18 protein-coding genes are annotated in these 20,560 nt (G+C 26.3%); 9 read left to right on the forward strand and 9 right to left on the reverse strand.

Annotated features, from left to right (window positions below; genetic code table 11):
* Positions 1-47 precede the first annotated feature (47 nt).
* From ftsZ to ASUIS_RS08075, 8 genes are all read right to left on the reverse strand, one after another.
* Complete coding sequence (ftsZ, locus tag ASUIS_RS08040) at positions 48-1,187, reverse strand: cell division protein FtsZ (protein WP_118886547.1); 1,140 nt, start codon at positions 1,185-1,187, stop codon at positions 48-50.
* Entirely contained in the window at positions 1,187-2,569 is a 1,383-nt protein-coding gene (gene ftsA, locus ASUIS_RS08045) for a cell division protein FtsA (protein WP_118886548.1), read from the reverse strand. Before ftsA ends, ftsZ begins: the two co-directional genes overlap by 1 nt.
* A 3-nt stretch (positions 2,570-2,572) precedes the next feature.
* Positions 2,573-4,036 carry a peptidylprolyl isomerase gene (locus ASUIS_RS08050; RefSeq protein WP_118886549.1) on the reverse strand — a complete coding sequence of 488 codons (1,464 nt, stop codon included), beginning with the start codon at positions 4,034-4,036 and terminating at the stop codon, positions 2,573-2,575.
* A gap of 58 nt (positions 4,037-4,094) precedes the next feature.
* Positions 4,095-6,413 carry an AAA family ATPase gene (locus ASUIS_RS08055; RefSeq protein ID WP_118886550.1) on the reverse strand — a complete coding sequence of 773 codons (2,319 nt, stop codon included), beginning with the start codon at positions 6,411-6,413 and terminating at the stop codon, positions 4,095-4,097.
* Entirely contained in the window at positions 6,413-6,778 is a 366-nt protein-coding gene (locus ASUIS_RS08060) for a hypothetical protein (protein WP_118886551.1), read from the reverse strand. The genes ASUIS_RS08055 and ASUIS_RS08060 overlap by 1 nt, the downstream gene beginning before the upstream one ends.
* Positions 6,775-7,125: an arsenate reductase (glutaredoxin) gene (gene arsC, locus ASUIS_RS08065; RefSeq protein WP_118886552.1), complete on the reverse strand. Its 351-nt coding sequence runs from the start codon at positions 7,123-7,125 to the stop codon at positions 6,775-6,777. The genes ASUIS_RS08060 and arsC overlap by 4 nt, the downstream gene beginning before the upstream one ends.
* A gap of 83 nt (positions 7,126-7,208) precedes the next feature.
* On the reverse strand, positions 7,209-8,861 hold the full coding sequence (locus tag ASUIS_RS08070) for a GMC family oxidoreductase (protein WP_118886553.1): 1,653 nt from the start codon (positions 8,859-8,861) through the stop codon (positions 7,209-7,211).
* A 57-nt stretch (positions 8,862-8,918) separates the two neighbouring features.
* Positions 8,919-9,413, reverse strand: a complete 495-nt coding sequence (locus tag ASUIS_RS08075) for a gluconate 2-dehydrogenase subunit 3 family protein (protein WP_118886554.1) — start codon at positions 9,411-9,413, stop codon at positions 8,919-8,921.
* A gap of 42 nt (positions 9,414-9,455) precedes the next feature.
* On the opposite strand from ASUIS_RS08075, the gene ASUIS_RS08080 reads away from it, so the two are divergent.
* The 9 genes from ASUIS_RS08080 (at position 9,456) to ASUIS_RS13950 (ending at position 19,948) form a co-directional block, all read left to right on the forward strand.
* On the forward strand, positions 9,456-11,096 hold the full coding sequence (locus tag ASUIS_RS08080; protein WP_192941175.1) for a flagellar hook-length control protein FliK: 1,641 nt from the start codon (positions 9,456-9,458) through the stop codon (positions 11,094-11,096).
* 1 nt (position 11,097) lies between these two features.
* Positions 11,098-11,421 (forward strand): EscU/YscU/HrcU family type III secretion system export apparatus switch protein, encoded by a 324-nt coding sequence (locus ASUIS_RS08085; RefSeq protein WP_118886556.1) that lies wholly within the window; start codon positions 11,098-11,100, stop codon positions 11,419-11,421.
* Between the two features lie 60 nt (positions 11,422-11,481).
* Positions 11,482-11,922, forward strand: coding sequence for a hypothetical protein (locus ASUIS_RS08090; RefSeq protein ID WP_118886557.1), 441 nt, complete (start codon positions 11,482-11,484; stop codon positions 11,920-11,922).
* On the forward strand, positions 11,919-13,697 hold the full coding sequence (mrdA, locus tag ASUIS_RS08095; protein WP_118886558.1) for a penicillin-binding protein 2: 1,779 nt from the start codon (positions 11,919-11,921) through the stop codon (positions 13,695-13,697). Before ASUIS_RS08090 ends, mrdA begins: the two co-directional genes overlap by 4 nt.
* Positions 13,698-13,766: 69 nt before the next feature.
* Positions 13,767-14,495 carry a flagellar type III secretion system pore protein FliP gene (gene fliP / locus ASUIS_RS08100; protein WP_192894421.1) on the forward strand — a complete coding sequence of 243 codons (729 nt, stop codon included), beginning with the start codon at positions 13,767-13,769 and terminating at the stop codon, positions 14,493-14,495.
* 117 nt (positions 14,496-14,612) lie between these two features.
* Entirely contained in the window at positions 14,613-15,962 is a 1,350-nt protein-coding gene (locus ASUIS_RS08105) for a TolC family protein (protein WP_118886559.1), read from the forward strand.
* Complete coding sequence (locus ASUIS_RS08110; protein WP_118886560.1) at positions 15,962-16,726, forward strand: efflux RND transporter periplasmic adaptor subunit; 765 nt, start codon at positions 15,962-15,964, stop codon at positions 16,724-16,726. Before ASUIS_RS08105 ends, ASUIS_RS08110 begins: the two co-directional genes overlap by 1 nt.
* Positions 16,727-16,736: 10 nt before the next feature.
* On the forward strand, positions 16,737-18,284 hold the full coding sequence (locus tag ASUIS_RS13945) for an efflux RND transporter permease subunit (RefSeq protein ID WP_118886561.1): 1,548 nt from the start codon (positions 16,737-16,739) through the stop codon (positions 18,282-18,284).
* Between the two features lie 8 nt (positions 18,285-18,292).
* Entirely contained in the window at positions 18,293-19,948 is a 1,656-nt protein-coding gene (locus tag ASUIS_RS13950; protein ID WP_118886562.1) for an efflux RND transporter permease subunit, read from the forward strand.
* Positions 19,949-19,954: 6 nt separating this feature from the next.
* Here ASUIS_RS13950 and ASUIS_RS08125 read toward each other — a convergent pair whose 3' ends face one another.
* Positions 19,955-20,554, reverse strand: a complete 600-nt coding sequence (locus ASUIS_RS08125; RefSeq protein WP_118886563.1) for a pyridoxamine 5'-phosphate oxidase family protein — start codon at positions 20,552-20,554, stop codon at positions 19,955-19,957.
* Positions 20,555-20,560 lie beyond the last annotated feature (6 nt).

Consider the following 20,560-nt stretch of genomic DNA (forward strand, 5'->3'; position numbering starts at 1 on the left):
AAAAAAGGGGCTTTAAACTTTCGTTTAAAGCCCCTTTTTTTTGAAGATTAGTTCAATTGATATTGAACTATATAATCTCTCATTAAAGGTGGAGTATCAAAATAGTTTTCACTATCTGCTAAAACATTATTGTTTTGATTACTACTTTCTTCATTTCCTTCTGAACTCTCTTCAAGTTCATCATTTTTTGATTCAAATCCAGTAGCAACAATGGTAATTTTTACTTCATCTTTTTCTAAAGTACTATCAGAAGTTGTACCAAAAATAATCTCTGCATTAGAATCCATTCTTTCATTAATAGTTCCCATTACATCATTAATTGCAAATAACGAAACTTGAGGATGAATATTAAAGTGAATTAAAATACCTTTTGCACCATTCAAAGAAACTTTATCTAAAAGTGGAGAATCAACGGCATCTTCTAAAGCTCTTTGAGCAGCATTTTCACCCTTTGCCCGACCAATTCCCATTAATGCCATACCTTTGTGTTGCATAATAGTTTTAACATCTGCAAAGTCTGTATTAATATCAGAATTTCCTGGATTTAAAATCACTTCACTCATACCATTTACAGCTTGATATAAAATATTATCAATAATTTTAAAGGCATCTTTCATACCGACATTTTCATCAATGATTTCTAATAATCTATCATTTGGTACAATAATGATTGAATCACTAACTTTTTTAAGTTCTTCAAGTCCAAGATTTGCAAGTCCAGCTCTTTTTTTACCTTCCCAAGTAAATGGTTTTGTAACAACTGAAACAGTTAATGCACCGATTTCTTTTGCAGCTTTTGCAATTATTGCAGCAGCTCCAGTTCCAGTTCCTCCACCAAGACCAGCAGCAATAAAAATAATATCAGCACCTTTTAAAGTAGCTTTTATCTCTTCATAACTTTCAACAGCTGAATCACGACCAACTTCTGGTTTCATTCCAGCACCTAAACCTTTAGTTAGTTTAAGTCCTAGTTGTATCTTTTTTGGAGCTTTAGAGATATGTAATACTTGTAAATCTGTATTAGCAGCAATTAAATCAATCTTATGAGAACCTTCATTTATCATGTGGTTAATCATATTACAACCACCACCACCTACTCCAATAACAGCAATTTTTGCTACATTGTCAGATAAAACTTTACTTGGCATATCCACTTTTATATCATCTACTCTAAATAAATTTTCCATTAAAACCACTCCGATACTTTATTCCAGAATTTAGACACGCCTTTTTTCTTATCTCTTATTAAAGGTGTTAAAATTGTAGAGTTATCTTTTATTTGAATTTCTTCTTTTCTATGTTGCATTGTTGGTTTTTCAGAAGTATTTTCAACAACTGAAATTTTTGGTTCAATTATTCTATCTTTTTTTAATGGCTTAACAAGTTTTTTACTAGAATCTAATTGGTAGCTTTTATTTGTTCCCAAAGAATAAAATAATAATCCCACTATTGTAGCCATATTTGCTTCATCAAAACTCATAAATCCATTTTTTATATTTTTTGGGTTTGAAACGCTAATAGGAATACCTTCATAAATCTTTTCTGCAAGTTTTTTTATTCCATCAAGATAACTCATTCCACCAGTAATTACAATACCTGAACCTGTATTATCTAAATGACCACTTTTTTTAAGTTTATTTTTTACTAAAATTAAAACTTCTTCAACCCTTGCATGAATAATTGTTTGAATATAATCAAGAGCAACTTCTGAAATACTCTCTTCATCACCAATTCTAGGAATTTTAACTTTTGTAACACCTAATTCATTATTTGGAGAATAATTTCTTAAAAGTGAACCATATTCTAATTTTATTTTTTCTGCAGCTGTGGGAGGAGTATGTAACATAACAGATAAGTCATTTGTTATGTGATTTGAACCAACAGGGATAAAACCATTAAAAATAATAGAATTACCTTTAAAATATACAAATTCAGTTGTCGTTGCACCAAGATTTATAACAACTGCACCAAATTTCTTTTGTTGGTCATCAAGAACTGCAAGAGCAGATGCATAAGAATCTAAAACAAATTTAACAACTTCTATTCCAGATGTTTTTAAAGCTGATTTTATATTTGTCAAAGCTGTTCTTTTTGCAGTTACGATATAAACAGAAACTTCAAGTCGGCTCCCATTCATATTTAAAGGATTGTCAACTTCAACAGAATCATCAACTTTAAAAAATATTGGAACTACATGTACAACTTCATATTCAGGAACAATTGTCGCATTATATAAAGCCATTTGCATAACTTGATTAATTTCAGTTTCAGTAATAAGTCCATTTGGAACATTAACTGAACCACTACTTCTAATACTTTTTGAATAACTTCCAGAAATTGATACAACTGTTGTATCTATAAGTTCTGTTGTTGTTCTTTTTGCTATTGAAACTGCATCTTTTATTGCTTTTGATGCTTCTTCAATATTTATTATAAGACCTTTATTAACTCCATTACTTCTTTGAATACCTGTACCTAAAATATTTATATTATTTTCTAAATCATGTTTTGCAATAACTGCTGTAATATTAGATGAACCAATATCAATTGCTAAAAAAGTATTATTCAATTATTACTCCTTTTCTTGAATTGAAGATTGTATTTCAAAACTATTTTCTAATTTTTTCATTAAATTCATCATTAATTCTTCCTCTTGGAGTTGTATTAAAGTTCCTTTTACTACATCATCTTTTGCCTTGTTATAATTGCTAAATTTTGAATTATTTATTCTATATAATACTATTTTATCTTCTAATTTAACCATTCCATCTTTTGATGTTGAAGAAAACAATTCATTTAAAAATTTACCTGCTTCTTTTTGCTCTAAACCTACAATTTTATTTACAGAGTCTCTTGAAACAGTTGAAATATCAATACCTTTGAAATCTTTTAATTGTGAAGTTGCAAGTTCTTCAAGTTTTTTACTTTTCATAACTTTTTCATAATCTTTTGTAGCCAAAGAAGATGCTTGTTCAAAAGTTAATGTTTGTGATAAATTCTTTTTAGTAAGTTTTACAATGAAATATTTATCTTTTTCAAAAAATGGTTTTACAATTTCACCCTCTTTTGATTCTAATATTTTTGTATTATTTTCATCCATAAAAGGTAAAGTTGATTCTTTATAAGTAACTTTGGTTTCAAATTTATCTTCATCTTTTTTGATTTTTAAAAATACTTTTAAAGCTTCTGTTTTAGTATATTTTTCATCTAAATCTTTTATTATTAAATTTTTTGCTTCTTCAAGAGATTTTATCTTTCCATCTTCATGTTTATAATCAATTTTGAATTTTTCGTAATGAGCTTTAATATCTTCTTCAGTTGAATTCGCTGTTAGTAAAGGAAGTTCTTTTACTTCTAAATCATAAGAAATTTCTGACATATAAGAGTTTTTATTCTCTTCCCAATATTTTTTTAATTCTTCTTGTTTTACATCAACTTTAATATCATTTGAATTTAAAATTTTTATTGAAATATCATCTTCAATAAAAAGTAATTTACTTAAGTTTTCAACTTCAACATTACTTGGATTTAATTCAAAAAGCATTTGAACTTTTTGTAATAATAAATTTCGTTTTAAAGACTCTTCAAAATCTTTTGGAGTCATTTTATTTTGACCTAAAACTTTTATATAAGTCTCTTTGTCAAATTTTCCATCTTTTAAGAAAACGTTATATTTTACTAACTCTTTTGCAATATCTTCGTTTGTAATATCAAGTCCTAAAGAATCTGCATATGATAAAATTAGATTTTTTTGTAAAACTTGTCGATAAGCCACATCTTTTAACTTTAGTTGTTCAGCTAATTCTTTACTAAACATAGGTCCAAACATTTTTGAGTATTGTTCATAAAGATTTGAATACTCTTGTTGATACTCTTCAACTGATACTTCTCTATCACCTACAACTGCTACAACTCCACCTTGTTTTCCATATTCATAAGAACCCCAACCAACAAAGCCAGCGCCGACAAATGCAATTGTACTAATCCAAATAGTAATTACAAGCCATTTTTTATGTCTTTGCATCCATGTTATCATAAAATATTATCCTCTTAAAAATTTTCTATATGATACAAAATAGTTGCTTTTAAGTTCGTTAAACGACTATTATTTCTCTATTTTGAATTATTTTTTTACTTAGTAAATCATTTATTACTGATTCTCTTATTGTTATTTCTAATTTTTTACAAGCACTCTTAAATGCTTCTTCTTCACCAACGATATAACACATTCTTTTTGCTCTTGTGATTGCAGTGTATAAAAGTTTCGTATTGTGCATTATGTAATGGGAAAAACTCATAGGAATTAGAGCATTTTCATACTCCATTCCTTGGGTTTTATGAATAGTTAGACAATATGCTAGTGATAATAAAGTATAAACATTTTCAAAATCATAAAATACAACCATATCATCATTTGGATACAAAACTATACATTTTTCTTCTTCAAAATCAAGTTTTATTATAAGGCCTAATTGACCGTTGTAAACTCTTCTTTCAAGAAAATCAGTTGAGCCACTTTTATACATACTCATAGTTTGAGCTTTCATATTCTCATTTTTTATATGAATTACTTTGTCAGTTAATTTATATTCATACACTTTTGAAACAAAAGCCTTTCCTTTCGTATGATTAAAGAGTTTTTGAAGTTGAATATTTAGATTATCAACCCCTAAAATTCCAGCTTTCATGGGAGTGATCACTTGAAAAAGTGTTAATGCTTTTGAAATCTTTTTTTTCTTTATAAAATCATAATATTGCTCTATATAAGAAGCTGAAATATTTAAAATATTATTCAAAATATACTCAGAATTTTCACCCCTTAAATCTGCAAAATCATTCGATGAAACGGAGTTTTTTTGTGAATAATAATTTGAAATAGATACATCAATAAATTTAAAATCCTCATATTCTTCTTTATAAGCAGGAACTTCTCCTTTTCTTATATCGTTTGCAATAACAGCAATTGCTTGATTTTCATTTTGTCTATAGATTTTTGTTAGTTTACAAATGGGAGCAAGTTCATATTTTATGGCATCTGCAAGTACATTCCCAGCCCCAATTGCAGGTAATTGTCCATCATCTCCCACAATTATAAAAATAGTATCATCAGCAATTTTTGAAATTATTTGATAAAAAGTAACAGAATTTACCATTGAAGCTTCATCAAGTAAAATAGCTTTATACGGGAAAAAATCTTTCTCTTTATGTTTCATTAAAAGTGATTGAATCGTTGAAGAGTTGTAACCTGTGGTGTCTGAAATACGCTGTGAAGCAATTCCACTTAAAGCAATAGTCATAATATCATCATAAGACATTGTCTCTTCAAGAAGCTCTAAAATCGCCCTACTTGAAGTTGATTTTCCAGTTCCTGCATAACCTATTAAAAATAGAGTTTTATCACCGTTGTTTATTAGTTCAACCGCTTTTTTTTGCTCAGTACTTAATTCAAAACCTAAAGTCTCTTGTTTTTTCAGTAAATATTCATCAAAAGTGGCAATAATTTTTCTGTTTTTTTCATCTTTTCTTCTTGTAAAAAACTCTAAAATTCGCTTTTCTGCATAATAAAGCATTGATAAGGCATATCTATTTTCGCTTGTCACAAAAAGATCTTCTTCAACTAGCATTTTAGAAATAGCTGATTCGTATAAAGCCTCTTCATTAAAAAAACGTAAACTATCATCTAAAAGTTTGTATAAATGAAATTTTTCTATTGAAGAGTTTCCATTATTATCACAATATTCCCTTAAAGTGTAGTTTAGACATGCCATTATTCTAAACTCAGATTTTGGGTCAATTCCAAGTGATTTAGCTATTTCATCGGCTCTTTTAAAACCAATTCCTTTTATGTTTATTAAAATATATGGATTTTCTTTGATTTTCTCTATTAGGTTTTCAACTTCACCTAAACTTGAATATATTTTTGTAATAAGATTTGAAGTTACCCCAAATTTTGCTAAAAAAGAACCTAGTTCTCTTAAGTGTTGGAATTTTTGCCAAGAGCTAACTATCATTTGAAGCTTTTTCTCTTTTATTCCTTTAAAATCAAGAAGTTCTTGAGGTCTATTGCTTAATATATCTACTAACTCTTCTTCATCATATTTTTCTAGTAATTCATGGGCAAATTTTTTACCAACACCTTTTACTATTTTTGTAAGAAAAAAGAAAATTTCAGCCTCTTTTAGCTGTAAAGTATCAAATTCAAATTGAACTCCATATTTTTTATGAGTTATCCAATTTCCTTTTAAAATAACCTCTTCACCAACGATTTTTTCAATATCTGTATCGAAATATGCACCACAAATTTTTTGATTATTTTCTAAAACTGCGATTATGTATTTTGTTTCATCATTTTTGTATAAAACTTTTTTTATAACTCCTGATAACTTAAAGCTTTTATACTCTTCTTGACTCATTAATATCCATCATTGAATTTTTGGTTTTTGTGTTTATCTTTTTTGTAATTACTGCTATTTTTCTCTTTTTGAATAAGATTTGCATCTTTTAATAAAATAGCTTTTTCATCTTCAAAAGATTTTGAATGCTCTTCCAAATAAAACATTGTTTTATTTATAAAAACTTTTATTCCCTCATAATATTCAGAATATAACTCTATTTCTGTTGTTTTTATCAAATCTTCATAATTCTTTTTAGTTCTTTGTTTGAATAAATCTTTATCAAAATTATCAAGTTTTAATAATGAAATAGTTCTTGTAAAAAACTTTTCTAAAACTCTAATATATTTAATTCTTTGTTGTTTTTCATTTACTTCATAAATCATTTAATTAATTCGCTTAAGTTTTCAATTGGTCTTGCAATCACAGCATTATCGCCTCTTATGATGATTGGTCGCTCAATTAAAATAGGATTTTTTACCATAAAATCGATTAGTGTTTCTTCATCATCTATTTGTTTTAAATTTAACTCTTTATAAACATCTTCACCTGTTCGTAAAAGCTCTTTTGCACTAATTTTTAGTTTCTTTAAAACATCTTTTATTTGTTCTTTTATGGGAGTTTGTTCTAAATATTTAACAACATTTGCATCTATATTGTTATTTTCCAATAATTCCATCGCTGCTCTTGATTTTGAACATTTTGGATTATGCCAAATTTCTATATCTTGCATTAATAAACCTTAAATTATATATTATTGATTTATTATATCTAAAACTTTTTTATTGGAAATAAAATCTTACAAAGTGTAATGTTTTAAACTATTAATTTTTTAAAATTATCTTTTATATAATCAGCAACCCTAAAAGAGTTCGCATAAATAGTCCAAGTAAAAGGAACACTTCCACCCGTTGGCATAAAACTTCCATCGGTTACAAAAAGATTTTTTACTTCATGGGCTTGACAATATTTATTTAAAACAGAAGTTTTAGCATCATTTCCAAATCTGCAACCACCTGCTTGTAAATTTGAAGAAGGAAGTGCTGATATATCTGAAACTATATTTTTACCACCCATTTTTTCAAATAATTTTATTGATTTTTCTTCTAAAAACTCTGAAGCTTTTTTATCTTGGGGATGAGTTCCAATTCTAATATTTGCAACGGGAATTCCATATTTATCTTTATATTTTTCATCGACACTTATAAATGAATTATCATTTGGAGTCCAATCTGTAAAAATTTCTATATTTAAAGTTCTTGTTTTTGTAAAAGTTTCAAAGATTTTATTTTGTAACTCTTCGCCAATTAATAAATCATTTTCATTAAAACGTAAAAATGAAGCCCTTCTTATTGGATTTGAATGTTCAAAAAGAATATCAATACTTCCACCTTTGAACTTTTTGGTAAAATACCAATCCATCAACGACCTATTTACAAAAACTCCAGGTTCTAACAAATCTTTTAAATTCATATTAGTTTCATCAAAAGTAGCACTTACGATTCCACCGCTACTTGAAAGAAAGTTTTTCCCCACATTTCCACTATTATTTGCAACACCATTTGGGAAATTCTCATCTTTTGAGTTTAATAAAAGCCTTGAAGTCTCCACAGCTTGAGCAGCAACGACAAAAAGTTTTGCTTGAACTTCTTTTTTATTTCCTTCTTTTGAGAGATACACGGCACTTTCTATTTTTTTATTTTTATCTGTGTTTAATTTTATTACAAAGGCATTTGGGATTATTGTTACATTGTTTGTTAAAAGTGCATCTTTTATTAAACTAGCCCTTGAACTTCCTTTTGCTCCACTTGAACATGGGTATGAACCACAATAGTTGGAATAATAACAAGGATTTCTATGATTTTTTTGTTTTGAAATTATTGCCCTTGGAGTTTTTATTGATTTAAAGCCTAATTCCTTGCAAGATTTATCTATTAAATCTACTATTTTATTTTCAGCTAAAGCAGAATATGGAAACTCTTTTGTACTTCTTGGTTCTAAAAACTCGTACTCTTGAACCTCTCCTGAAACTCCAACAAGCTCTTCTACTTTTGCATAATATGGTTCAAGTTCATCATAAGATATTGTCCAATCAACAATATTTGAATTTTTAGGAACGCCATAAGTTGAAGCCAATTTAAAATCATTTGGTTTAAGCCTGTGAAAAAATCCACTCATAAAGTTTGAAGAACCACCTAAAAGGTTACCATTCCAAAAACTCCAACCAGTTTCATAGGTTGGAAATTTTTGCCAAGCCCCATCAACAAACTCTTCAATTGTGTGATATTCATCTTTTAAATCTGGTGTATAAATAGCTTTTCGCACGACAATTTCATCTTTTGAAAAATCTTTTTCATTATAAATATCACCTTTTTCCAAAACACAAACTTTTAATCCAGCACGACTTAATTCATAAATAACAGGACCAGCCCCTGCTCCACTTCCGATTACACAAACATCATATATCATATTTTTTGTCCACAGGACCAGCCCCTGCTCCACTTCCGATTACACAAACATCATATATCATATTTTTTGTCCATAGGTTTTTAAAGGTTGGGGAATCCCAACTGCATGATTTATACTTTTCCATGCTATTTGATTAAAATTCCCACTATAAATCGGGTCACTAAACATGGCTTCAATTCCATAATAAGTGATTTTTGAAACCCAAGATTTTGCATAAGCACTATTTTTAATGATTTCAAAAATCAACTCTTTTTTCTCATTTTCTTTTAAAGTTAAAAACTCAGGAAAACTACCTATAAAATCTTTTGTTCCATCTAAAATCAGAGTTTTATCTTCATTATCAAAAGTTTTGTGAGAAATATTTTTTATTAGATATTCTAAAGCTTTAAACTCTTTTGCACTGGGCATTGTGGAAGTTTTTGGAAATATTATGTTTAAAACTTCATCTAAAACTAACAAAGTTTTATTTGGTATATTTTTGGCTATTGAAATATTTGTAGAAAATAAAATAGCACTAATTGTTGTAAATTTTATAAAGTTTCTTCTTTTCATAAAAAAAGTATAACCAAAAAAGTGTGTAGAAAATATTTAGATATGTTATACTTTTGTATGTTAGTAACAAATAATACACTATTAAATATACTTTTACCAAATGATAATAAAGTTCTAAAGGATGTCTTAAAAGAGGCAGATTCAAAAACCTTAGAACAATTAGTTAAAAATAATAGTGCTTCAATAAATGATGTTTTAAAAGATTTATTTGATGGTCTAAAAAATGGTACAAAATCAAATACAACAATAGAAAATATTTTAAAAAATTCAACAGTTTTTAAAGATTTAGGAGCTGTTGCAAACAACTTAACTTCACTTCTTGAAAATATTTCACAAGATGAAAATTTACAAAAATTCAAACCTTTAATAGAAAATTTTTTAAAAAATATAAAAGATATGGATGCAAATACTTTAAAAGAGCAACTAAAAAATTCAGGTGTTTTTTTAGAATCAAAAATAGCACAAAGTTCAACTCCAAATAGTAAAATAGAAACTATATTAAATCAAATCCAAAATTTAATAAAAGATTTAAATACACCCCAAGCAAAACAAGTAAATGAGCTAATTTCAAAACTTTTACAAAGTCCAATGCCAGCAAATACAAACAATGATTTAGCAGGATTAAAAACTTTAACAACTGCTTTACAAAATCTAAATAATTCTTTATCAACCCCACAAACACAAAACTTATCAACTCTTATAAATCAACTACAAAATGTTGTAAATGAAGGTTCTTTAGTTGAATCAAAAGTAGAAAATAGTGTAAATAATCAGAATTTACAAACAAAAGATAGTATTAATTTACAAACAAAAGAGTTATTAACTCAACTCAAAAATGAAGTTATTCAAAATCCAACTTTACAAAATAAAAATATTTTACCTTTGTTGGAAAATCTTTTAAAAATGGATAATTTATTTGCAAAAAATGAAAATTTATCTTCACTTTTAACGCAAAATAATTTAAGTACTTTTACAAGTAATTTTGCTTCAAATTTAAACCCTTTACTTTCAAACTTAAAAGAGAGTTTAGAAAACTTGAATCCAAATGATCATAATTTACAAAACCAAGTTATGAAATTTGTAGAAAAAATAGAGTCAATTATAAAAGATCTTGCAAATCCATCTTTACAAAAAAATGACCAAACAAATTTAACTGAAGATGTAAAATCTGTTTTGTTAAAAATGCAAGATGAATTAGCCTCAAAAACAGATCCAAAATCTCAAGAATTAGCGAAACAAGTAGATAAATTATTAACTCAAATAGATTATCAACAACTTTTAAGCCTCAGTTCTAACTCAAATAATGTTTATCTTCCATTTTTTTGGGAGATGTTGGAAGAGGGAAATATTTCCATGAAAAAAACCGATGAAGAAAAATTTTATTGTCAAATAAATTTAACATTAAAAGATTTTGGAAAAGTTGATTTAATGTTGGCTTTATATGATAAAAATAAACTTGATTTAACAGTTTATGCCCAAAGAGAACATTTTAAAACAGCTCTTAGAGATAATATGCAAGCTCTTAAAATCGCTTTAAATAGCGTAGAATTAATTCCTGTAAATATAAAACTTTTGGATTTAAAAGATGAAAATGAATCAAAAGATGAACCAACAAAAGCATACATAAATAATAGTTATAATCAGAACTCAAACCTAAGTTCTGGAATAGATATAAGAGTATAAAATGCAAGAAAATATAAATAAAAATGTTGTTCAAAAAGCAGTAGCACTAAAATATAATATTGACAAAGATAATGCTCCTAAAATTACAGCAAAAGGAAAAGGGGAAACTGCATCAAATATTATTAAAATTGCTAAAGAAAATAATATCCCAATAAAAAAAGATGAAGATTTAATAGAACTTTTGTCTCAAATTGATATTGATAAAGAGATTCCAGACTCAATGTATAGAGCAGTTGCAGAGATATTCTCTTTTATTTATGATTTATCTAATAATAAAAATAAACTAGATGAAAGACTAAAAGAAAAAACCTCAAATAGGAATTGATATTACTATAAGATTTTTTATACTATAATCGTGAATAATCAAAAGTAAAGCATCATTTATATGACCAAAAACAATTTAGATAATCCAATTTTTTTATTTATAGTACTAACTTTAGCTGTAATAGTTAATACTATTTCCTCAATACATTTTTTATTAATTATGTTTGCTGGTATTTTATTTACGGCTTTTTATAGATGTCTTAAAAAAAGATACTTATATTCACTAACTTTTGTTGTAATTGCATTTTTATTCATTGAAGTAAATACAGGTTTAAAACCTTTTACTTTAAGTTTATTATCCCTTTTTCTTTATATATTTATTCTACCAAAAGATGAAAACTACACATATTATAATTTATCTAGTAGTTATATTTATATAATACTTTTTTATGTTGGATTATTGATTATATGGTCGGTTGTTCTTGGATTGAATGAAACCATATTAATTACATTAGTTACAAATATAATTATAGATTTAATATTTTTTGGAGTATTTCTTTGAATATACGATTAACACTGATTTTTTTAATAATTTTAGGTATTTTAATAACTTTACTATCAAGAGTCTATTTTTTAACTATTAAATCAAACACTTATTATGAAGAATTATCAAAAAATAATTATATAAAAAGAGTTGATAAAATACCTATTCGTGGGATGATTGAAGATAGAAATGGTGAAAAATTAGCAATCAATGAAATGGGATTTGCAGTTTTAGTAAAACCGCATTTAAGTTCTTATAAACATAAAGAAAAATTAGAACAAATAATAGATTCAATAATAAAACATTTTCCCCAATATGAAAGGGATAAATTAATAAGAGAATATAAAAAAGGAGATTCTTCATACAATCATGAATTTATAAAAGTAATTGATTATATTCCTTACCAAGAATTTTTCCCAAAATACACAATATTATCTTCAAAAGAAGATGTAAAAGTTGAATCAACAACAAAAAGAGCTTATCCTCAAAAAGAAGTTGCTTCTCACATTATAGGTTATGTAGGAAAAGCTTCAAAACTTGATATTTTAAATAATGAATTATCTTCATACAATGGAATCATTGGAAAAAATGGTTTAGAAAAATATTATAACTCAAAACTCCAAGGAGAAATGGGTTATAAAGATGTAAAAGTAAATGCTTTAAATAAAGAAATAGAAATATTAAATGAAAAAGAGGCTTCTATTGATAACAATATTAGAATTTCTTTAGATGTTGGTTTACAAAAATATATTCAAGAAATTTTTACAGGGAAAAGTGGTGCTGTTGTCGTTATGGATGTAAATAATGGTGAATTATTAGCAGCGGCATCTTTTCCTGAATTTGATAATAACATTTTTGCACGAGGTATTTCTGTAAAAGAGTGGAATGAAATGAGAAATGATTTTAATCATCCATTTACAAATAAAATTATAAATGGTCTTTATCCTCCTGGTTCTGTTATTAAAATGGGAGTTGCTTTATCTTTCTTGGATAATGGAATAAATGATGATTTTTCAGTTAATTGTTCAGGTTCACTTACTATTGGAAATAGAAATTTTAGATGTTGGAAATCAACTGGTCATGGAACTGTAAATTTTAGAAAAGCTATTGCTGAAAGTTGTGATGACTTTTTTTATAAAGGAAGTTTGAAAATAGGAATAAATAAAATCTCTCATACTTTAGATAAATTAGGTTTTGGACAATCTACTGGTGTTGATCAAATTAATGAATTTTTGGGTGTAAATCCAAATAAAGAGTGGAAAGAAAAAAAATATAAAGAACCATGGTATGTAGGAGAAACGGTTATTACTTCAATTGGACAAGGAAATATGTTGGTAACTCCTCTTCAAATTGCAAGATATACAAGTTATATAGCAACTGGGAAATTACCAAAACCTCACTTTTATAAAGCAAATTATGAAGAACCAAAAGAGATTGATATTCCATCTGAATATTTAGATGTTATCAGAAAAGGAATGTTTGATGTTACTTATGCACAAAGAGGAACAGCTAGCAAATATATAAATTCTAAAATTACAATTGCATCAAAAACAGGAACTGCACAAGTTGTTTCAATTCCTCAATCTGAAAAAGTAAGAATGAAAGAGAGTGATTTACAATATTATGAAAGATCTCACGCTTGGATTACAACCTATGGACCATTTAAAAAACCTCAATATGCAGTAACTGTATTAGAAGAACATGGTGGACATGGTGGAGATGCAGGTGGTGATATTGCAAGTAAAATATATGATAAATTATATGAATTAGGTTATATCAAAGAAAAAGAATAACTTGCTTGAATATCGCATTTTAATCATTTTTTGGATAACATATTTTTCATTTTTAAAATAGGATTTTTTTTGAGATTTATACTTATATTTTTATTATTTTCTATTTTTACCTTTGCAGCAGATTCTGCTCCTATGATTAATCTTTCAGTTGCAGGAGTTAATGAACCAGCACAATTCGTAAAAACTATTAATATAGCTGTTATATTAACTTTAATGGCATTAGCTCCAACGCTATTATTAATGGTTACATCGTTTACTAGAATTATTATTGTTTTCTCTCTTTTAAGACAAGCTATGGGTTTACAGCAAACTCCTCCAACTCAAATAGTAGTATCATTAGCACTTGTATTAACAATCTTTATTATGGAACCTTATGGTAAAAAATCATGGGAAGAAGGTATAAAACCTTATATGGATGAAAAAATTGGTTATGAAATAGCCCTTGAAAAAGGAATTAAACCATTTAAAGAGTTTATGATAAAAAATACTAGAGAATCAGATTTAGCCCTATTTTATAGAATCAAAAAAGAGCCAAATCCAAAAAATATAGATGATGTTCCTTTAACACTTTTAATGCCTTCATTTATAGTTAGTGAACTAAGAACTGCTTTTGAAATAGGATTTTTAATATTTTTACCATTTTTAGTAATTGATATTATTGTTGCATCTATTTTAATGAGTTTAGGGATGATGATGTTACCTCCTGTTATGATTTCTTTACCAGTTAAAATTATCTTTTTTATTGTAATTGATGGTTGGCAATTGATTATTGGAAATCTCGCACAGTCCTTTAAATAACTTAAAATTATAATTAAAATCAAACTAAGCTATATAACTTTTTTTTATAATTTTTTATCTAAAATATCGATTTTTTAGTGTATAATTTATCTTATTAAATAAAAATAGGATTTTTATATGCATAAGATTTATTTATCATTATTAATAACTTCTTTAACTTATGCGCAAAGTATAAGTTTTGAAGAAGTTTTAAGTCTAACTTTACAAAACAACAAAGATTTACAACAACAAAAACTAAATATTGAATCATCAAATCTAAATACAAAAACTATTGATTCTATAAATTATGGAAAACTTTCACTTACAGAAGAGGTAAGTAGAACAAATCATGCTGGATATGTTTTTAATTCAAAATTATCTTCAAGGGAAGCTACATTTAGAGATTTTGGATTTTCTCAGCAAAATGAAGGAATTGATGTTGAACCAACAGATTTAAACTATCCAGAAGATAGAAATAACTTCAATACTAAAATAACTTATGATATTCCACTTTTTACAGGATTTAAACTTTCTAATCAAAAAGATATTTTAAAACTTCAAGAAAAAGCAAATGAAATAAAACTTAATCTTGATAAAAAAGAGTTGAGTTTTGAAGTGCTGAAAGCTTACAATAGTGCTGTTGTTGCAAAAGATTTTATACAAGCTTTAGAAAAAGCAAAAATTGCAATAAATCAAATAACAAAATCAGCTAATAGCTTTCATGAAGAAGGACTTATTACAAAAATAGATGTAAATGAAGCTAAAGTTTATGAATTAAATATAAATTCCCAATTAATTGAAGCTAAAAACAATTTCCAATTAGCCCTTGCTTATTTAAGATTTTTAAGTTCAGATGATTCTATAAGTGATGTTCAAAATCTTGAAAATATGAACTTAGAAATACCAAATGAAAATCTACTTTATACTCAAGCTTTAGAAAATAGAGATGAAATTAAAATGCAAGATATTCAACTTCACGCTAGTAAAAAAAATATTGATATAGCAAATTCAGCTTATTATCCATCCGTTTATTCCCATTTAGAATACGGATTTAATGATGATAATTTAACTTTAGATGATGAAAAAGATTATTATATGGCACTTGTTGGAATAAATTTAACTCTATTTGATAATACAAGAGATATTGAAAAACAAAAAAGTAAAATAGAATATGCCAAAGCCTCTTTAAACAGTGAAAAACTAAAAGATGCTATAAAGTTAGAACTTCAAAAAACTATTTTAAATTTAGAAACTAAAGAAAAAATCTTAATTGAAAAAATAGAAACTAAAAATTTAGCTGCTGATGTATTAGAACAATCAAAACTTTTATATCAAAATCATTTGATTTCTATGACAATCCTACTTCAGCAAGAAGCAAATTTTAGAAAAAATGAAGCCTTACTTATTCAAGCTAGATATGAAAAATCCTTAGCATTTGCAAAAATAAATCTTGCTTTAGGAAAAAATATTAAAGAGGAAAAAAACTAATGATAAAAATACTTTTAACAACTACATTTTTTTGTTTAAATTTACTTGCAACGCAAATAGAACTATCAGGAACTGTGATTTCAGATAATGAAAAAATAATTACCAGTAGAAACATGGGATACGTAAAAGAAGTTTATGTAAGTGAAGGTTCTAATGTAAAAAAAGGTGATATTTTATATGAAATCGACTCTTCAAATATAGATTCGAATAAAAAAGAGATTCTTTTAAATCTTGAAATTCTACAAAATCAAACAAAAAATATAGAATTAAATCTAGGAAGATACAAAAGATTACAAGTTCAAGATTTGGTTTCAAAATATGAAGTTGAACAACTAGAATTAAATTTATTAAATAGTAAAAGTATGGTAAATATTACAAATGCTAAATTAAAAGAAATAAATTCTCAATATGATTATTTAAAAATAAAAGCTCCAAATAATGGATTAATTATAAAAAAATCGATAAAAGTTGGAGAAATGGCGATGCCTAGTATTCCAGCTTTGATTTTGACTGATTTATCAAACCTATTAGTTAAAACTGATATTTCAGAATCAAACTTAAATGATATAAAAATCGGACAAAAAGTAAATATAGAAATAACTTCACAAAACTTCAAAACAGAAGGAAAAATAGAAGCAATAATTCCAAATACAAATGGTTTAACTCACTCTTTTGTATTAAAAATCTCTTTTGATAAAAAAGATTTTAATATTTATCCAGGAATGTACTCAAAAGTTTTTCTTGATTTAGATATTAAAAACTAGGATAAATAAAATGAATAAAGAGTTAAACATAGCAGGAAAGTTATCTTTAGTTTTTATAAATCATCCATTAACTTTTATTTTTGGTGTATTTATTTTAGCGTTAGGATATATATCACTTTTAATAATGCCAAGGGAAGAAAATCCACAAATAAAAGTAAGTGGTGGAGTTGTAATCGTAGCCCTTCCAGGAGCGCTGCCTAGTGAAATACAAAAAGTAATTATTGAACCATTAGAAAAAAAAATAAAAGAGATAAAAGGTGTTGAAAATATTTATTCCTTTGCAAAAGATTCAGTAGGTATCGTACAAGTTCAATATTTTATAGGGGAAGACAAAGAAGAGTCTAATCTAAAACTTTATGATCAAGTTATGAGAAATATGGATTTAATGCCCCAAGGTGCAATGCAACCAATGATAAAAACTATGGATATTGATACAGATATTCCAATTGCTACAATTGCCTTTTATTCCCAAAAAGAAAATAAAAAAGATTTAGTTTCACAAAGCCAACTTTTTAATGAAGTAAATAAAATCACCAAAGAAATAAATAAAATAAAAGATGTGGCTTTAGTTGATTTAAAAGGTGAAAAAAAAGAACAATTCAATATTTTAGTTGATGTAAATAAACTTTCATCTTATAACTTATCTTTAGGTCAAGTTATGAAACAAATTCAAGCACTTTCATATAAAACTCCTAATATTACAACAAATACTTTAAACTCTGAAATTGTGGTTTTTGGAATAAAAGAAGCAATACAAAATGAAAAAGATTTACAAAATCTCATAATTTCATATAACTTTCAAACTCCTATTTACTTAAAAGATATAGCCGTTGTTGAAAAATCTTATGATATTCAAAATAAAAAAGAAGCTATTCTTTTCACAAGAAATGTAATAGATGATTTTGAAGAATTTAATCAAATAACTCTTAGTGCATCAAAACTAAAAGGTGCAAATTCTGTAACTATCAATGAAGAAATTTTTACATATATGGATTCAATAAAAGATGAATTATTAGCAAAAAATATAAAATATACTATTACAAGAGATGATGGTTATATGGCAAATAATGCTGTAAATAAATTGGTTTTAGATCTTTTAATATCTATTATAATTATTGCTATCTTATTAATTTTTACTTTAGGTTTTAAAGAAGCTATGATTGTTTCTTTAATGGTTCCAATGATTTTATCTCTTACTTTATTTGTAGGATTAATTTTAGGAGAAACAATAAACAGAATCACCTTATTTGCACTTATAGTTTCTCTAGGAATGTTAGTTGATGCTGCTATTATTGTAATTGAGAATATTCATAGACACAAACTTGAATCACCAAATACAAATATAGTAACTTTGTCAATAAATGCAACAAATGAGATAGGAAATCCTACAAACATAGCTACCATTGCTATTATTATGACTTTTATACCAATGTTTTTTGTTGGGGGAATGATGGGACAATTTATGCACCCTCTTCCTGTTTTTGTGCCTATTTCGCTTACAATATCATTATTTGTAGCTTATGCATTTACTCCATATTTAGTTAAAAAAATTTTATAGGATTTTTGATGAAATTAGAAAAATTTATATTTGATATTTTAGAAAGTCCAAAAAAATCATTTTTGATTTATTTTATTACTTTTGTTTTATTTGTTTTAAGTATTGTTACGTTTCCAACGCAAATTATAAAAGCAAAAATGCTTCCAAGTAAGGATTCTGATACTTTTTCTATTTATGTAGATTTAAAAGATGGTTCAAGTGTTTCTCAAACAAAAGAAGTAACTCAATGTATTGTAAACAATCTTCAAAAAGAAAAAAATATTATCAATATTTCAGCTTTTATAAAAGAAGGTCAACCTTTGGATTTTGCAGCACTTGTAAAACAAAGTGCATTAAAAAACAAAGAATCTCAAGCTGAAATTATTGTAAATATAAAAAAACAAAAAGAAAGAGATATTACAAGTTACAATTTGATTAGTCAATTAAGATTTGATGTACAAAAAAACTGCTCTTTATATGAAGCAAACATCAAATTTATTGAACTTCCAGCAGGTCCTCCTGTATTAGCTTCAATTGTTACAGAAATTTATGGTGGAAATAGTTTTGAAAGTAGGAGAGATTTTGCACTAAAAATTGCAAATATTCTTAAAAATCAAAGTACATTAGTGGATATTGATGTACTTGCAGATAAAGATTTTATTATGTACGAATTAGAATTAGATAATAGTAAAGCTATTATTAGTTTAGTTGATTTAGAACAATTAAAAAATACTTTGTTTTTAGCTTTTGAAGGTATGAATATCTCTGTTGTAAATGATAAAAACGCACAAAGTCAAATTCCAATTTTTTTAAGATTAAATGATTCAAGAATTCTTCAAAACTCTTCAAAAGATGAATTAAAAAATAAACTTCAAAATCTAAAAATAGTAAATGCTCAAGGAAATATGATAAATATTTCAGAATTAGTAAAAATAAAAGAGATAATAAAAGAACCAACCATTAGCTCAAAAAATCTAAATTTATTAATAAATGTAATAGCAGAAACTTCTAAAGATAGTCAAATTTACCCTCTTTTAGATGCAAGAGAAGAAATGTTAAATACTTTAAATACTGACTACGAAATAACAAAAACAAATATGTTAAATCTATCATTCATAAATAAAAAAACAAAAGAAAAGTTTGATTTAATTTTTGATGGAGAATTAAAAGTAACAATTGATACTTTTATAGATTTAGGTGGAGCGTTTATTATTGCACTTGTTCTAATCTTCTTTTTGATGGTTATGTATTATAAAAGTTTTGCACTTTCAGGAGCTATTGTATTATCAAGTTTTATATCAATTATTGGAGTAATATTTGCCCATATAATTATGGATTTATTTACAAGTGATACTTTTTATTTAACAGCCACATCACTTATTGGATTTATTGGACTTATTGGAATAAACTCAAGAAATTCCACTTTAATCATTGATTTTTCAAAACAGCTAGTTCATGAAAAAAATCTTGACATTAATGAAGCAATAGCAAAAGCAACTGCAACGCGTTCTAAGCCAATAATTCTTACAGTTCTAACCATGGTATTCGCAAGTGCTTTAATAGCAAATGATGCAGTGTTTGGAGGTCTAGGAGTTGCACTTATTGGTGGAACTTTAATCTCTTATGTGGTTTCTATGTTTTTTGTGCCAGTTATCATCAAAAACCAATTAAAAAAGATTTTATAATCTTCTTTAATTGTATAATTGCATCTGTTTTATAGTCTCTTCATCTATTTTTGAATCTCTAGATTTTAATTTTTCTATCAATCTATTTTTTTTCTCTTCATTTAAATTCTGCCCTACTTTTATTTTACAACTTATACTTTCAGGTTTTAACTCAAGAATAGCCGTTTTATCTAAGATTTTTGTATACATAGCTTTTTCATAGGCAATTTCTTCAAAACTATCTTCACTTTGAAATTTTTTCATTAAAGCGTTTAAAACTTTTGCTTTAATATTTCCATCTTCAATAAAACTAATTGTTCCCTCAAATAACACCGAAGCAAAAAATTGAGTTGCAGGAGAAGCAGACATTGTGTCACTAAAAAATGAAGGAATAAAAGAGTAAGGTTTTACCACTAAAAAAGAGGCATTTGGATTTGATTTTATAGCTTCAATTTTTCTTCCTTCTTTTGCACCATGAAAAAAAATAGAGTTTTCAAAAAATACAAAATTTAATGCAACAACATAAGGTTTTCCATCACTTATTAAACTTAAACTTCCATATTCACAAGTTTCTAATACTTCATTTACACTATTTTCATCTTTTACATCAAATTCAGCTCGTCTCACTTTTTT

Source organism: Arcobacter suis CECT 7833 (genome assembly GCF_003544815.1).
Lineage (GTDB): Bacteria > Campylobacterota > Campylobacteria > Campylobacterales > Arcobacteraceae > Aliarcobacter > Aliarcobacter suis.

What these genes read in the sequence shown, in the direction of transcription:
- ftsZ (WP_118886547.1), bottom strand. Translation starts at nt 1,187, where the DNA reads ATGGAAAATTTATTTAGAGTAGATGATATAAAAGTGGATATGCCAAGT.
- ASUIS_RS08050 (WP_118886549.1), bottom strand. Translation starts at nt 4,036, where the DNA reads ATGATAACATGGATGCAAAGACATAAAAAATGGCTTGTAATTACTATT.
- ASUIS_RS08055 (WP_118886550.1), bottom strand. Translation starts at nt 6,413, where the DNA reads ATGAGTCAAGAAGAGTATAAAAGCTTTAAGTTATCAGGAGTTATAAAA.
- ASUIS_RS08060 (WP_118886551.1), bottom strand. Translation starts at nt 6,778, where the DNA reads ATGATTTATGAAGTAAATGAAAAACAACAAAGAATTAAATATATTAGA.
- arsC (WP_118886552.1), bottom strand. Translation starts at nt 7,125, where the DNA reads ATGCAAGATATAGAAATTTGGCATAATCCAAAATGTTCAAAATCAAGA.
- ASUIS_RS08070 (WP_118886553.1), bottom strand. Translation starts at nt 8,861, where the DNA reads ATGATATATGATGTTTGTGTAATCGGAAGTGGAGCAGGGGCTGGTCCT.
- ASUIS_RS08075 (WP_118886554.1), bottom strand. Translation starts at nt 9,413, where the DNA reads ATGAAAAGAAGAAACTTTATAAAATTTACAACAATTAGTGCTATTTTA.
- ASUIS_RS08080 (WP_192941175.1), top strand. Translation starts at nt 9,456, where the DNA reads ATGTTATACTTTTGTATGTTAGTAACAAATAATACACTATTAAATATA.
- ASUIS_RS08085 (WP_118886556.1), top strand. Translation starts at nt 11,098, where the DNA reads ATGCAAGAAAATATAAATAAAAATGTTGTTCAAAAAGCAGTAGCACTA.
- ASUIS_RS08090 (WP_118886557.1), top strand. Translation starts at nt 11,482, where the DNA reads ATGACCAAAAACAATTTAGATAATCCAATTTTTTTATTTATAGTACTA.
- ASUIS_RS08105 (WP_118886559.1), top strand. Translation starts at nt 14,613, where the DNA reads ATGCATAAGATTTATTTATCATTATTAATAACTTCTTTAACTTATGCG.
- ASUIS_RS08110 (WP_118886560.1), top strand. Translation starts at nt 15,962, where the DNA reads ATGATAAAAATACTTTTAACAACTACATTTTTTTGTTTAAATTTACTT.
- ASUIS_RS13945 (WP_118886561.1), top strand. Translation starts at nt 16,737, where the DNA reads ATGAATAAAGAGTTAAACATAGCAGGAAAGTTATCTTTAGTTTTTATA.
- ASUIS_RS13950 (WP_118886562.1), top strand. Translation starts at nt 18,293, where the DNA reads ATGAAATTAGAAAAATTTATATTTGATATTTTAGAAAGTCCAAAAAAA.